Consider the following 13,148-nt stretch of genomic DNA (forward strand, 5'->3'; position numbering starts at 1 on the left):
CCCGCCGGAAGGAGCTTACTTCTTCTTCCGGATGGGTTTTGAAAAGGAACGCAATTCAATCTGGTGGCTCGCCTTTTTGAAACAGCAGCGACGCCCGCCGACCCTATTCGGTCGCTCACAGTCAGATTCTAGATCCCCAAGTCCGGACGGTCTGGAATGCTGGCAGGCGGCGAACAACTCCGGTCACGTTGATGACCATCTGGAAGCGTCCAGAATCCGTCAAAAAGCGATCGTTCGTCAATCGCTGTGCGGTGGCCGGCTATTCTGGGCGAGCGCATATTTAAGCATCGGCGTACAACAGTTGATCGAGGTCGTCGCCGTCTGCGCTTCCTAAATTTCGGCTAAAGCCACCCATGAAAACAAGCGCCGCGAAGATGGCAAAGACACCGGCGAGCAGGAAGGCGGGCGTGTAGGTGCCGACCTGCTCGCGGATGATGCCTGCGCCTAAAGCCGCGACCGCGGCCCCTATCTGGTGAGCGACGAGAATCCAACCAAACACGATCGGCGCATCGCGCTCTCCGAAAGACTGGTTGGCGAGCTTGACGGTGGGTGGGACAGTAGCGATCCAATCAAGTCCGTAGAATACTGCAAAGATCGTCAGGCTGACGGTCCCAAAGTCTATGAACGGCAGCGCGATCAGCGAGAGCCCGCGCAGACCGTAATAACACGCTAGCAACCGCTTTGGATTGTAGCGATCGGTCAGCCAGCCCGAAGCAGTGGTGCCGATGAGGTCGAAGAACCCCATGAGGGATAGCAGACCTGCGGCAGCAACGGGAGCGATGCCATGATCGCCGCAAAACGCGATCATGTGCGTACCGACCAGGCCATTGGTGGTAAGTCCACAGACGAAGAAAGTGCCGGCAAGCACCCAGAAAACCGGGTGGCGGCCAGCCCTCATTAGCGCTTCGACCGCCAGCCATGGCGTTGCCGCTTGCTTCATCGGTTGAGAAGGAACGGTATTTCCCACCTCACCAAACCGCCGAACGCCGCGCTGCTCAGGGCGCTCGGGTACGAACATCATGACCAACGGAATCAGCGCAGCGCACCCTAAGCTGACCGCGAGCGCTACGGGCTTCCATGCGCCGCCTGCGGATAGCCAGGCCAGGAACGGCAGAAAAATGAGCGAACCTGTGGCAGTGCTTGCACTCAGCAAGCCCATGACGAGGCCCTGGCGTGTGGCGAACCAGCGATTGACTACAGCTGCTCCGAGAACGGACGCCACCGCGCCTGAGCCGATACCCGAAAGCACGCCCCAACTGAGCGTGTAATGCCAAGGTGCCGTCATCCACTGGCTGACGAAAGTCGACACGGCCATCAGGCCAAGGCCTGCGATCATGGTCCGCTTGATCCCAAAGCTCATCATGAGCGCCGCAGCGAAGGGGCCGACCAATCCATAGAGCAGGATGCCGAGCGCAGCTGAAAAGGAGATCGTCGCGCGATCCCATCCGAAATGCACTTCGAGCGGGATCATCATCACACCCGGCGCCGAGCGTAGTCCGGCAGAGAACAGAAGTGCAAAGAAAGTGATGGCGACGACAATCATCGCCGGGTGGAAGCGTCGGATAGAGGTGGTCATATTGTTGCTCGCGCAGGCAGTGCAGACTCGTGGCAGGTTGATCTATGCTCAGCGGCGTCCGTCATAGACATGCTGATATTTTCGCTCCCTGGCGCCGCGTAATGATGTCGTATAGCGGTTTGCGAGGTTTCTCGAACGAGAGCCCCGAGGCGACGCAGACCGATCAGGATACTGCGGCCATGATCGAGACTAGCAGAGGTCATGTCGCCTCGCTCCAGCGTTCCAGCACCTGTGCGATTACCTCGACGGCGGTATCGATCGCGGCCCGGTCAATTTGCCAATGGGTCATGCGACGCAGACGCCCGCCATAAGGACCGCTGGCCTTGATACCGGCAGATCCAAGCGCATCGACCACCGTGCCGGGATCCATTCCTGCTGGCAGTCCGTACCAAACCATGTCGATGTGGACGTCGTCCAGATCGACGACGAGCCCAGGAACCTCAGCCAACCTGCTCGCAAGATAGTGTGCGTTGGCATGATCGTCGCCAAGGCTGCCCTGCTCCAGTTCCCGCACGGATCTTACGACCCTGCGCAGCATCTGGCCCCGCATGGTCAATTTGTAGGCCCGTACTTCCGGCCGTGACGGTACCACCATCTCAATGAGCGCAAGCGCCTGCATCTCGGTCAGTCGCAGCGTCAGCATTTTCGCGCTGATACCCGGCAGCCGCCGCCGGATGTCGCTGAAACGCAGGGGCCCATTCGAAAGTGCATCGACAATGCGGAGCAGCCATCGCTTCTCGACGAGAGACAGGACATCTGCGGGATGTTCCCAGTGTTCGAAAGCCCTCTCCCGGATCATGCCCTGACCGCTTCGCCATCGGGACTGGCATCTTCTTCCCCAGCCCAGGGGCGCAGTCCCACGGGGATGAGAACCAGGAGACCGTATGCCGCCAGCGCCACGCTCATGCACACGAACAGGGCCGTGAGCGATCCGGTGTAGCGCAGGACGAGGAACCCTCCCCCCACCGCCACGATAAGCCGGGCGGTGGCGCCCGCAATCGGCCAGCGCAATCGCCCGGCAGCCTGCGACGCGAAATAGAGGGCAAGGCCGACACCGAAGAAGCCGTAGAACGGCCCAACCATGCGCAGATAGGCACTGCCGAGGCGCACGATCTGGGGGTCATGCGTAAACAGGCCCATCCACACCGCCGGAAAGGCGGCTGCGACGAGGCCGACCGTCTCCGACGCCACGAATGCCAAGGCCGCTCCCGTCAGCGCGATGCGGCGTGCGCAGGCGACCTGTCCCGCTCCCAGATTGGTGGCGACGAGCGCAATCAGCGGCGCGCCGATCCCGAACACGAGCGGGATCAGCAGGTACTCCAGGCGCACCCCGGTCCCGTACCCGGCCACCGCGGCCAGCCCCGCGCCCGAGGCGACGAGCGCCGTAGTCCCTGCGATAACGAGGTTCGTCTGCACCGAATTGAGCGCCGAAAGACCGCCCACGCGCAGCAGTCCGACGATCAGGTCGCGGCGCAGCCGCGCCCTCGCGAAACGGACGGGGTTGCGACCGCTCAGGATGTGCCACGCCATCGCCAGCGTACCCGCCGCGTAATAGACGACGAGCGCGGCGCCGCCCCCAGCGATGCCGAGCGCGGGAACCGGGCCGAAGCCGAAGATCAGCAGCGGCGAGACGGGGATCAGGAACAGCGCGCCGATGCACGTCACTAACGCGGGGAAGCGCATGTTGCCCGTCCCCCGGATCACGCTGGAAAGGCCGCTCATCAGCCACAGGAACACATTACCCGCGAAGACGACGTCCGAGTAAACGAGCGCGGCATGGAGGCTGGCGCCCTCCCCGCCCATCAGGCGGTATATGCGCTCGCCACCGAAGAGAAAGATCGCCGAGAACGCAAGGCCAAGCGCGACGTTGACGACCACGGCATGCAGCACGAGCGCGTCCGCCTCCATCTGCCTCTGACCGCCCAAAGCGCGTGCCACGGCCGACGATATGCTGCCGCCGAGGGCTCCAGCCGAGAACGTCGTCATCAGCATCAGCGCGGGGAATACGAGCGCCATGCCCGCCAGCGCGTCGGAACCCAGCTTCGCGACCCACCATGTCTCGATCAGGCCGGTCGACGCCTGCGTCAGCATGATGAGGACATTGGGCAGCGCCAGCCTCAGGATCATCGGCATGACCGGGGCATCGATCATCGCGCGGGTGCGCGCATCCATCTGCCGCACGGGGGACGGCATGGCAGTTTTCGGCAGGGCCGTCTGCACCGTCACAGCGCTTCCAGTGCGAGGGCGATGCCCTGCCCGCCGCCGATGCATAGCGTCACGATGCCCCGACGCAGGCCGTCGCGGCGCATGGAATGCAGCAGCCGCGTCGTCAGCACCGCGCCGGTCGCGCCGATCGGATGCCCATGAGCGATGGCCCCGCCCTCGACGTTGACGATGTCCTCGGGCAAGCTGAGTTCCTTGATGACCGCCAGCGGCACTACCGCGAAAGCCTCGTTGATCTCGACCCGCTCGACGTCGCCAAGGCTCCAGCCTGCGCGGTCCAGCGCCTGCCGCACGGCGGGGATCGGCCCTAGCCCGAACAGCCCCGGTTCGACCGCGGCGACGCCGTAGCCCGCCAGTCGCGCATAAGGCTCGACACCCGCGGCTTCGGCGAAGGCACGCTGCGCGACGACCACCGCGGCGGCCCCGCTGTTGAGGCCCGGCGCATTGCCCGCAGTGATTGTGCCGCCTTCCCGGAACGCGGGCTTAAGGCGGGCGAGTTTCTCCGCCGTCGTGTCCGGCCGGGGCGCCTCGTCGGCGGCGAACGCGATCTTGCCCGCCCTGCCGCCCGCGACTTCGAGCGCAAGGACCTCCGCATCGAACAGTCCGGCATCGCGCGCAGCGGCGAAGCGCTGCTGCGATCGCAGCGCGAAGCGGTCCTGCTCCTCGCGTCCGATCCCGGTAATGTCGATCAGCGTTTCGGTGTGCCAGCCCGAATGCTCGCCCGAGAAGGCATCGTGGAGCCCGTCGGTCAGCATGCTGTCGAATACCGCGCCCGGCCCCATGCGCAGACCCCAGCGCCCGCCTTCGAGCAGATAGGGCGCCCGGTCCATGTTCTCCATGCCGCCCGCGACCGCCGCCTCGATGCCGCCCATCGCGATTTCCTGCGCGGCGGAGAGGATCGCCTGCGCACCCGATCCGCACACGCGGTTGACGGTCAGCGCGGGAACCGAGACCGGCAGCCCGCCGCCAATCGCCGCCTGCCGCGCCGGGTTCATGCGGTTGCCCGCCTGGATGACATTACCCATGACGACCGAGCCCACGCGATCGGGCGTGAGCCCCGACCGATGCACGGCCTCGGCGATGACGGCAGCGCCGAGCGCCGTGGCAGAGGTGTCCTTCAGCGCTCCGTTGAAGGCGCCGATGGCGGTGCGCACCGGCTGCGCGAGCACGATTTCGGTACGGGACATGGCATTCACTCCGTTTGCTTGCAGTCAGGCGACAGCGGCTTCGCTGCGCCGCGGAGATGTGGGATCGAGCGCGCTGACCGCATCGAGGCGCGCGATCTGCTCAGGCGAAAGGACAAGGTCGACGGCGGCAAGATTGCTGCGCAACTGCTCCAGCGTGCGCGGGCCGATCAGCGGCACTGCACCATGCGTTCCGGCCCACGCGATGGCGACACGGTCGGCGGTCGTTCCCGCCTCCTCAGCCACCGCCAGCACGGAATCGAGCACAGCGGAGCGCTGGGCGCTGTTCTCCGGCTGGAAGACCCGACCGCCGAGCCCTTCGGCCCGGCCTGCCTCACCCTTGCGATACTTGCCGGTCAGCATCCCTCCGCCAAGCGGCGACCATGTGACCGCGCCCAGCCCGAGCGCCTTGACGGCGGGAAACAGGTCCGCCTCCGGCGCGCGGTGCACAAGGCTGTGTTCGAACTGCACGGCGGCCAGCGGCAGGCTGCGCGCGGCCTCCGCCAGCGTCACCGCCCGCGCGACGCGCCAGGCAGGGAAGTTGGAGAGCCCGGCGTAGAGAATCTTGCCTGCCCGCGCTAGATCGTCGAGCCCACGCAGGATCTCCTCCATAGGCGTCATCCCGTCGGGCTGGTGAACCCAGTAGAGATCGATGCGGTCGGTGCCGAGGCGCTGCAGACTGGCCTCCACCGAGGCGGCCACCGCCTTGCGGCTGTTGCCGAGGACGAGCCGCCCTGCATCGGGCGCCGCGCCCATGGTGAACTTGGAGGCTAGCAGGAAATCCTCGCGCCTGCCCTTAAGCATGCCGCCGAGAAGCTCCTCCGCCTCGCCGAACTGGTAGACGTCGGCGGTGTCGACGAAGTTGCCACCCGCATCCGCATAGGCGTTGAAGATCGCCTCGCTTTCGCGCGGATCGGCGCCGTGGCCCCAGCGGGTGCCAAAGTTGCCGGTGCCAAGCGCGATTTGCGCCACCTGCACGCCGGTGCGTCCGAATGTCCTGTACTGCATGGCGGTCTCCTGAAAATCGGAACTTGGGAAAAGTTATGTGTAATTGCACATTTTATCGCGCGGCGTTGCTGGCGGGCCGCATGGTCAGTCCTCGAAAGCGTATCTTTGCAGATCGTCGCGGAGCCGGGCAGCTTCCTGCGTGCCAACCTGCGTTTCGTAGGCCTCCTGCGCCGCCCGCCACAACGGCGCCGCCGCGGTCAGCCTGTCTCGCCCGGCTGCCGTCAGCGTCAGTACTATGCTGCGCATACCTTCGGGCTGATGCCGGTCGATCAGCCCTTCCGCCTCCAGCCGTGAGACGGCGCGCATCAACGTGGTGCGCTCCATCACCATGGCGTGCGCCAGTTCCGCGATCGTCATCGCCTCCCCCCGCGCGGTCACGGCGAGGATCGAGAACTGCGAGATCGATAGACCCGCCGGCGCAAGGTGCCGGTCGTACAGCCGCGTAAGCGCACGCGCGTGGCGGCGCGCGGCAAGGTTGTGGCAGGCGGAAGGTCCATCGGTCATGAGCGCGATGTAATGTGTAATTACACATGCACAAGGTATCTCTGGTAGGAACTTGTCTTTCGAAATGGTCGACCGAATGAACCCGCCCGGCCGCGTCTCGCTGACCGTCCGGGCCCCTCTTTCATGCCGGCAGGTGTACCTCCGGGCCCACTCGGTGCCGCTCAGTGCCGCTCTTCGGCGCGTCCGTCCGGATGCGGAACCAGATCGCGTAGAGGGCAGGCAGAAAGATCAGCGTAAGCACGGTTCCGCCCAGCGTTCCGCCGATCAGCGTGTAAGCCAGCGATCCCCAGAACACCGAGGTCGTGAGCGGAATGAACGCCAGGATCGCGGCGAGAGCGGTCAGGATCACCGGCCGCGCACGCTGCACGGTCGCCTCCACTACGGCATGGTATGGATCGAGCCCATCGGCCTCGTTGCTGTGGATTTGTCCGATCAGAATCAACGTGTTGCGCATCAGGATACCGGCCAGACCGATCAGCCCGAGGATAGCGTTGAAGCCGAACGGCTGGCCGAACAGCAGCAGCGTCGGCACCACGCCCACCAGTCCCAGCGGCGCGGTCGCCACCACCATCGCCATCGCCGAGAAACTGCGGACCTGGAAGATGATGACGGTCAGCATCAACGCGATCATGATAGGAAATACAGCCGCCAGCGCCGCATTCGCCTTGCCCGCTTCCTCGATCGCGCCCGCCGTATCGATGCGATAGCCGGGCGGAAGCTTGGCCTTCACCGGCGCCAGCGCCTTTTCCATTGCCATCGACACTTCCGGCGGCTGCAGCCCCTCCGCGATGTCCCCACGCACGGTGATCGTCGGCACCCGGTCCCGACGCCGCAGAATGGGATTTTCCATGCGGACTTCTAGACGACCGATCTGCGACACCGGCAAGTGCTGCCCCTCCGCACCGACGAGCGTGAACCCGCCGATTCGTGAGGGATCGAGCCGCTCTGCGCCGTTGCTGCGCGCCACGACATCGACAGTGCGAATATTTTCGCGCACCTGACTGACGGTGGTGCCGGTCAGGAAGAATTGCAGTTGCTCTGCAGCCTCCTGCGACGTTAGCCCCATTGCCCGCAGGCGATCCTGATCGAGCACGAAGTGCATCGTCGGCACCCGCTCGCCCCAATCGGTATTAACCTGCCGCATGTCGCCGCTCGCCTGCATCACCTGCTCGACTTCGGCGGCTATCTCCCGCACTTTGACGAGTTCCGGCCCGTTCACGCGGAATGCGACCGGGAACGGAGAGTACGGCCCGAACACCAGCTGCGTCGCACGAATCCGCGCTTCCGGGGCCAGCCCGTCCGCCGCCGCGCGCCGGATCCGGAGCTTCAATGCCTCGCGCGAGGCTTCATCCGGCGTACGGATCACGATCTTGGCGAACGAGGGATCCGGCAGTTCCGGGGCCATGGCCAGGAAGAAGCGCGGAGCGCCCTGCCCCACGTAAGCCGTGACGATCTGCGCCTCGGGCTGCTTGCGCAGCCATGCCTCGACCTTGGCGCTGGCGGCGCTGGTGCGCTCGATGCTGGTGCCTTCGGGCATCTGCACCTCTACCAGCACTTCGGGCCGATCCGAGGTCGGGAAGAACTGCTGCTTCACCGCGCCCATCCCGAACACGGCGATCACGAAGGCGCCGACGACAGCGCCCGCAACCGTCCACTTGCGCCGGATGACACCCGATAGGATGCGACGCAGGCGATTGTAGCGCGGGGTATCGTAGATGGCGTCGTGACCGCCCTTCACCCGCCCGATCTCGGGAAGCAGCTTGACGCCGAGATAGGGCGTGAAGGCGACCGCGACGATCCAAGAGGTGATCAGCGCGAAGCCGACGATCCAGAAGATGTTTCCGGCATACTCGCCCGCGCTGGACTTAGCGAAACCGACCGGCATCAGCCCGATCACGGTCACCAGCGTACCGCTCAGCATCGGCGCCGCGGTATGGCTCCAGGCATAGGTCGCGGCCTTTATGCGATCGAAGCCTTCCTCCATCTTCACCACCATCATCTCGATGGCGATGATCGCATCGTCGACGAGCAGGCCGAGCGCGAGGATCAGGGCCCCCAGCGTGATCCGGTCGAACTCGCGCCCGGTCGCCATCATGATGACGAACACCGTCGCCAGCGTCAGAGGCACGGCGGCGGCCACGACGATGCCTACACGCCAGCCCATGGAGATCAGGCACACCGCCATGACCACGGCGAGCGCGACGAAAAACTTGAGCATGAACTCACCGACTGCCTCCTGAATATTGACAGCCTGGTCGGTGACTTTGGTCAGCGAAAGGCCCAGCGGCAGTTCGGTGCCGATCTTGGAGACTTCCGCGTCGAGCGCCTTCCCGAGGGCCAGTCCGTTCCAGCGATCACGCTTGACGATACCGAGCAGCAGCGTCTGCTCGCCCTCGTGACGGACGATGAAGCTGGCAGGATCTTCGTAACCGCGCTTCACTTCGGCGATATCGGACAGGCGCCGCGTGCGGCCCTGCGTGACGATGGGGATAGCCCGGATCGCGTCGAGCCCGTCGAACGCGCCGTCGAGCCGCACCACGACCTGCGGCCCCTTCGCCTCGATCGAGCCTGCCGGTGTTACCAGATTCTGCGCGGCGAGGGCCGAGAGTATGTCGCGCGGATTGACGCCCAATGTCGCCAGACGTGCTTGCGAGAACTCGACAAAGATGCGTTCGGGGCGTTCGCCGACGATATTGACCTTTCGCACGCCGGGGACATGAAGCAGGCGCTGGCGCAGGGCCTCGGCCTCTCGGGCCAGAACGTGCAAGGGCTCCCCCCTAGCCTTGAGGGCATAGAGCGCGAAAGTGACGTCGGAATATTCGTCGTTGATCATAGGCCCGACGACGCCGCGCGGCAGCTTCGATGCCTCATCGACCAGCTTTTTGCGCGCCTGATAGAATTCTTCGGGTACATCGGCCGGTGGTGTCATATCCTTGAGCGTCAGCGTGGTGAAGGCAAGGCCGGGCCGCGTGAAGGTCTCGGAACGGTCGTACCATGAGAGTTCCTGCAGGCGCTTTTCCAGAGGCTCGGCGACCTGATCCTGCATCTCCTGCGCAGTGGCGCCCGGCCACGCGGTGACGACGGTCATGACCTTGACAGTGAAGGCGGGATCCTCCGCGCGGCCCAGGCTGAGGAAGGCTACCAAGCCGGCAATCGACAGTGCGATGATGAGAAACAGCGTGGTCGCCCGCTCACCGACGGCAAGAGCGGAAAGGTTGAAGCCGCTCATCGCGCTGCCATCCCACCCATGACGCGGACTTGCTCGCCATCGTGAAGCAGGTGCGCGCCCAGCGAGACGAAGCGCTCACCCGGTCGGACACCTCGGATCACGCGCACCGTCTCGCCACCGATCTCGGCGACCTGCACGGCTCGCCAACGGACCCGACTCGACTTATTGATTGTCCACACGCCCGGTCCTCGCCCCCGATCGTAAAGGGCACCGATCGGCACCTCGACACCGGACGATGCCCGGCCCCGCCCCAGATTTACCGTGACCGTAGAGCCGAGCGGGGCGCGAGCCGCAGCGCCATCGAGCACAAAACGCGCTTCGTATGTCCGGGTGCCCGGATCGGCGGCGTCAGACAACTGCCGCAACCGTGCAGTCGCCGTCGCGCCCTCGAACAGGCTGGCCTGCGCGGTGGAGCCGATGGACGGGCGCTGCGTTTCCGGCAGCGCGACCACCGCCTCGCGCGCACCGGCATGAGCAAGGCGAACCACGGGCTGGCCGGCACTGACGACCTGCCCCGGTTCGGCGAGCGTCTCGACCACCGTGCCATCGGCATCCGCGACAAGGACGGTATAACCGGCCTCGTTTCGTGACACCGAAGCCTGTGCTTCTATCGCGGCCAGCTGCGCCCTGGCTGCATCGGCATCGGCCTTGACCTTGTCGTAGGCCGATGCCGATACCGCGCCCGCGCCGACGAGATCACGATAGCGCCGCTCATCGGCAGCCGTGTGTAACGCAGCGGCGCGCGCAGCGCTCACGGATCCCTGAGACTGGCGCGCAGCCAGTACGTAGTCCGTTGCATCAATCCGCATCAACGGCTCACCACGACGCACCACCTGCCCGGTATCGACCAGGCGCACCACGACCTTTCCGGCAATGCGGAAGCCAAGGTCGCTCTGAACGCGCGAGGAGACCACTCCTGTGAAACTCTCTCCGTTGCCGTGGGCCATACCTGCAAGAGCTGTGCGTACGAGTGGCGGCTCGGTCCGGGGATCAGCTTCGGCATGACCGCATGCGGCGAGCATCAGAGGAAGTACAAGCGCCGCGACACGGGCGGCCGGATGGCGAAGGGAGATTGCGATAGCGGTCGACATGGCGAATCCTGCCTGAGGAAGTCAGGCCCGCAATTCTCATTCAAGTGACCATATTGTCAACTCGTCACAACGCACACGCCGCCTTTTATGGTGCGAGACTGCGCAGGACCAGGTTTACCACTTCGGTGGGGCCATCGGGCAGGCTGTCCAGCTTGTACTGAAGCATGACGGGGTTATGGAACGATTCCATCGCTTTCATGATGGCGCCGGCCGTCTCGTCCAGCGGCGTCTTGCGCTCGAACTCGCCGGCGGCGCGGCCTTCAGCCACGATCTCGCGGACCATCTGCTCCAGCGAGGCGCAATAGGCCTGGCACGAAGGCCACTGCTCGACCACGGAGTGAGTCGCAATCTCGTAGAGCTTCTGGTCGTCGAAGAACAACTCCGCGCTCGCGGTCACGATTGCCTTGAAGAATCGCCGCATTTTCTCGGTCGCAGGGCCGGCATCCGCGACCGCTGCCTGGGCCTGAGCCAGAAGGCGCTCCAGCGTCTTGGCGCAGATCGCCTGCCCGATCGCCTGCTTCGAATCGAAGAACTTGTAGACGTAGGCCTTTGAGAAACCGATCGCCTTGGCGAGGTCGGAAACTGTCGTCTTGTTGTAACCGTACCGGGAAAAGTGCGCTTCCGCGGCCTCCACGATCTGCTCGCGAATGGCGTGATCCCCAGGCCCGCGATGCCCGACGGCTAGCGTATCGAATGTCTCTTCAGTCATGACCGTGAAGATAGCGAATTGGTTCCCGATTGACAACGAGTGACCAATATGGGATATAAGTCACACCACTCATCCAGCCTGGATACCGCCCATGTTCTTGCGCGTCTGCGTCACCTTCTGCGCGCCGCTGGCGCTTGCCGGCTGCGCCGTCAGCCCCGATTATCATCGTCCGCAGTTCGCCCTGCCAGGCAAGTTCATCGGCTCGCCCGTCGTAGACCGGCCCATTGGAACGGAGGTTGGAACTGCCGATCTCACCCGCTGGTGGGACGGGTTCCATGATCCTCTTCTCAGCACCTTCGTGTCTCGCGCGCTCACGCAAAACCTCGACCTCGCTCAGGCCGTCGCACGGGCCGGCCAGGCGCGCGCGCAACTGGGAAGCGCGAACGCGGCGCTGCTGCCATCCGGCACCGCGACGGCCCAGGCGACCGCCGCACGCCAATCCAATAAAACCCCGCTCGGCCGCATTGCCAGCACCCAGCAGGGATACGACCGCGACGGCGAGCAGTACGAGGCAAATCTCGGCGCCAGCTGGGAGGTCGATCTGTTCGGGGGCCTGCGCCGCCGACGGGAGGCGGCACTGGCTGACTACCAGGCCGCCCTCGCCGGAACGTACGCAGCGCGTCTAATCGTCGAAACGCAGACGGCGGACAATTACGTTATCATCCGTGGTCTGCAGGCCCGGCTCGCGGTCGCACGCGATCAGGTCGAGACGCAGAGCCGTTTGCTGGGTACCGTGCGCCTGCAATACACAAAGGGCGTTGCGGCGGAATTACAGGTGCGGCAGGCCGAAGGGGCGCTCGCGCAAGTGGAAGCCACCCTCCCCGACCTTCAGGCCAATCTCGAACAGGCGATGAATGCTTTAGACGTGCTGCTGAGCGATGTGCCCGGCACGAACCGCCCACTGCTGGAGGCGGTACGGCCCGTCCCGCTGGCCCCTATGCTGGGCGATGCCGTGACACCGGCCGAACTGCTGCGTCGCCGTCCCGACGTGATCGTGGCCGAGCGCAGGCTGACGGCCAGCAACGCACGGATCGGCGCCGCTCTTGCCGAGTATTACCCGAGGCTCACTCTGTCCGGACTGCTGGGGACCGCCACGATGGGCACGTCCGGCCTGTTCACCGGCAATGCTCTCCAGGCCCAGAGTGCTGCCGGCCTGCGCTGGAGACTGTTCGACTTCGGCAGGATTGACGCCGAAGTCGCGCAAGCTCGCGGAGCCAAAGCAGAGCAGCTGGCCGCCTATCGCCTCGCCGTCCTGCGCGCCGCGCAGGACGTGGAAGACGCCCTGTCTGCACTGGCAGCGCGGCAGCGGCAACAGACCGTCCTGTCACGAGGCGAAGACTCGCTGGTGCGGGCTCGCACGGCATCGGCCGCCGCCTACAAAGGCGGCGTGGTCAGCCTCATCGAAGTGCTGGATGCCGATGCGCGGTTGCTTGCAACGCGCGATGCTCGGGTGCGCGCGCAAGTCGGTACTGCGCAGTCCGCGATCGCTTCATTCCGCGCGCTGGGCGGTGGCTGGGATCCTGAAGCGACCGCGTTGGCTGTCAGGTAGCCCAACAGTTCGTCTTCCTGCGCGATCACACCGTGGGCATACCCCGGCTAACCTTGACCTACATGAGCGTCGCTC

At 65.1% G+C, this 13,148-nt stretch carries 10 protein-coding genes; 1 reads left to right on the forward strand and 9 read right to left on the reverse strand.

Annotation, left to right across the window (positions count from 1 at the left end; all coding sequences use genetic code 11):
- Positions 1-280: 280 nt before the first annotated feature.
- From GGR40_RS20655 to GGR40_RS20695, 9 genes are all read right to left on the reverse strand, one after another.
- Positions 281-1,576: an MFS transporter gene (locus GGR40_RS20655; protein ID WP_429278140.1), complete on the reverse strand. Its 1,296-nt coding sequence runs from the start codon at positions 1,574-1,576 to the stop codon at positions 281-283.
- 199 nt (positions 1,577-1,775) lie between these two features.
- A complete protein-coding gene (locus tag GGR40_RS20660; protein WP_429278141.1) occupies positions 1,776-2,375 on the reverse strand; it encodes a winged helix-turn-helix transcriptional regulator in 600 nt (199 codons plus the stop codon).
- The gene (locus GGR40_RS20665; protein WP_429278142.1) at positions 2,372-3,748 is read right to left on the reverse strand and encodes an MATE family efflux transporter; all 1,377 of its coding nucleotides are present in this window, start codon (positions 3,746-3,748) and stop codon (positions 2,372-2,374) included. The genes GGR40_RS20660 and GGR40_RS20665 overlap by 4 nt, the downstream gene beginning before the upstream one ends.
- Positions 3,749-3,798: 50 nt before the next feature.
- Positions 3,799-4,986 carry a thiolase family protein gene (locus GGR40_RS20670; RefSeq protein WP_429278143.1) on the reverse strand — a complete coding sequence of 396 codons (1,188 nt, stop codon included), beginning with the start codon at positions 4,984-4,986 and terminating at the stop codon, positions 3,799-3,801.
- A 24-nt stretch (positions 4,987-5,010) separates the two neighbouring features.
- Positions 5,011-5,991: an aldo/keto reductase gene (locus GGR40_RS20675; RefSeq protein ID WP_429278144.1), complete on the reverse strand. Its 981-nt coding sequence runs from the start codon at positions 5,989-5,991 to the stop codon at positions 5,011-5,013.
- Between the two features lie 84 nt (positions 5,992-6,075).
- Complete coding sequence (locus tag GGR40_RS20680; RefSeq protein WP_429278145.1) at positions 6,076-6,495, reverse strand: MarR family winged helix-turn-helix transcriptional regulator; 420 nt, start codon at positions 6,493-6,495, stop codon at positions 6,076-6,078.
- Between the two features lie 121 nt (positions 6,496-6,616).
- Positions 6,617-9,724, reverse strand: coding sequence for an efflux RND transporter permease subunit (locus GGR40_RS20685; RefSeq protein WP_429278146.1), 3,108 nt, complete (start codon positions 9,722-9,724; stop codon positions 6,617-6,619).
- Entirely contained in the window at positions 9,721-10,671 is a 951-nt protein-coding gene (locus GGR40_RS20690) for an efflux RND transporter periplasmic adaptor subunit (protein ID WP_429278147.1), read from the reverse strand. The genes GGR40_RS20685 and GGR40_RS20690 overlap by 4 nt, the downstream gene beginning before the upstream one ends.
- 229 nt (positions 10,672-10,900) lie before the next feature.
- Positions 10,901-11,524 (reverse strand): TetR/AcrR family transcriptional regulator, encoded by a 624-nt coding sequence (locus GGR40_RS20695; protein ID WP_429278148.1) that lies wholly within the window; start codon positions 11,522-11,524, stop codon positions 10,901-10,903.
- Positions 11,525-11,615: 91 nt separating this feature from the next.
- On the opposite strand from GGR40_RS20695, the gene GGR40_RS20700 reads away from it, so the two are divergent.
- Positions 11,616-13,073, forward strand: coding sequence for an efflux transporter outer membrane subunit (locus tag GGR40_RS20700; protein WP_429278149.1), 1,458 nt, complete (start codon positions 11,616-11,618; stop codon positions 13,071-13,073).
- Positions 13,074-13,148 lie beyond the last annotated feature (75 nt).

The sequence above is a fragment of the Novosphingobium gossypii genome (genome assembly GCF_050433305.1).
In the GTDB taxonomy this organism is placed as follows: Bacteria; Pseudomonadota; Alphaproteobacteria; order Sphingomonadales; family Sphingomonadaceae; genus Novosphingobium; species Novosphingobium gossypii.

Excerpts from the sequence above, each read along its gene's own strand:
- GGR40_RS20655 (WP_429278140.1), bottom strand. The coding sequence starts at position 1,576 with ATGACCACCTCTATCCGACGCTTCCACCCGGCGATGATTGTCGTCGCC.
- GGR40_RS20660 (WP_429278141.1), bottom strand. The coding sequence starts at position 2,375 with ATGATCCGGGAGAGGGCTTTCGAACACTGGGAACATCCCGCAGATGTC.
- GGR40_RS20665 (WP_429278142.1), bottom strand. The coding sequence starts at position 3,748 with ATGGATGCGCGCACCCGCGCGATGATCGATGCCCCGGTCATGCCGATG.
- GGR40_RS20670 (WP_429278143.1), bottom strand. The coding sequence starts at position 4,986 with ATGTCCCGTACCGAAATCGTGCTCGCGCAGCCGGTGCGCACCGCCATC.
- GGR40_RS20675 (WP_429278144.1), bottom strand. The coding sequence starts at position 5,991 with ATGCAGTACAGGACATTCGGACGCACCGGCGTGCAGGTGGCGCAAATC.
- GGR40_RS20680 (WP_429278145.1), bottom strand. The coding sequence starts at position 6,495 with ATGACCGATGGACCTTCCGCCTGCCACAACCTTGCCGCGCGCCGCCAC.
- GGR40_RS20685 (WP_429278146.1), bottom strand. The coding sequence starts at position 9,724 with ATGAGCGGCTTCAACCTTTCCGCTCTTGCCGTCGGTGAGCGGGCGACC.
- GGR40_RS20690 (WP_429278147.1), bottom strand. The coding sequence starts at position 10,671 with ATGGCCCACGGCAACGGAGAGAGTTTCACAGGAGTGGTCTCCTCGCGC.
- GGR40_RS20695 (WP_429278148.1), bottom strand. The coding sequence starts at position 11,524 with ATGACTGAAGAGACATTCGATACGCTAGCCGTCGGGCATCGCGGGCCT.
- GGR40_RS20700 (WP_429278149.1), top strand. The coding sequence starts at position 11,616 with ATGTTCTTGCGCGTCTGCGTCACCTTCTGCGCGCCGCTGGCGCTTGCC.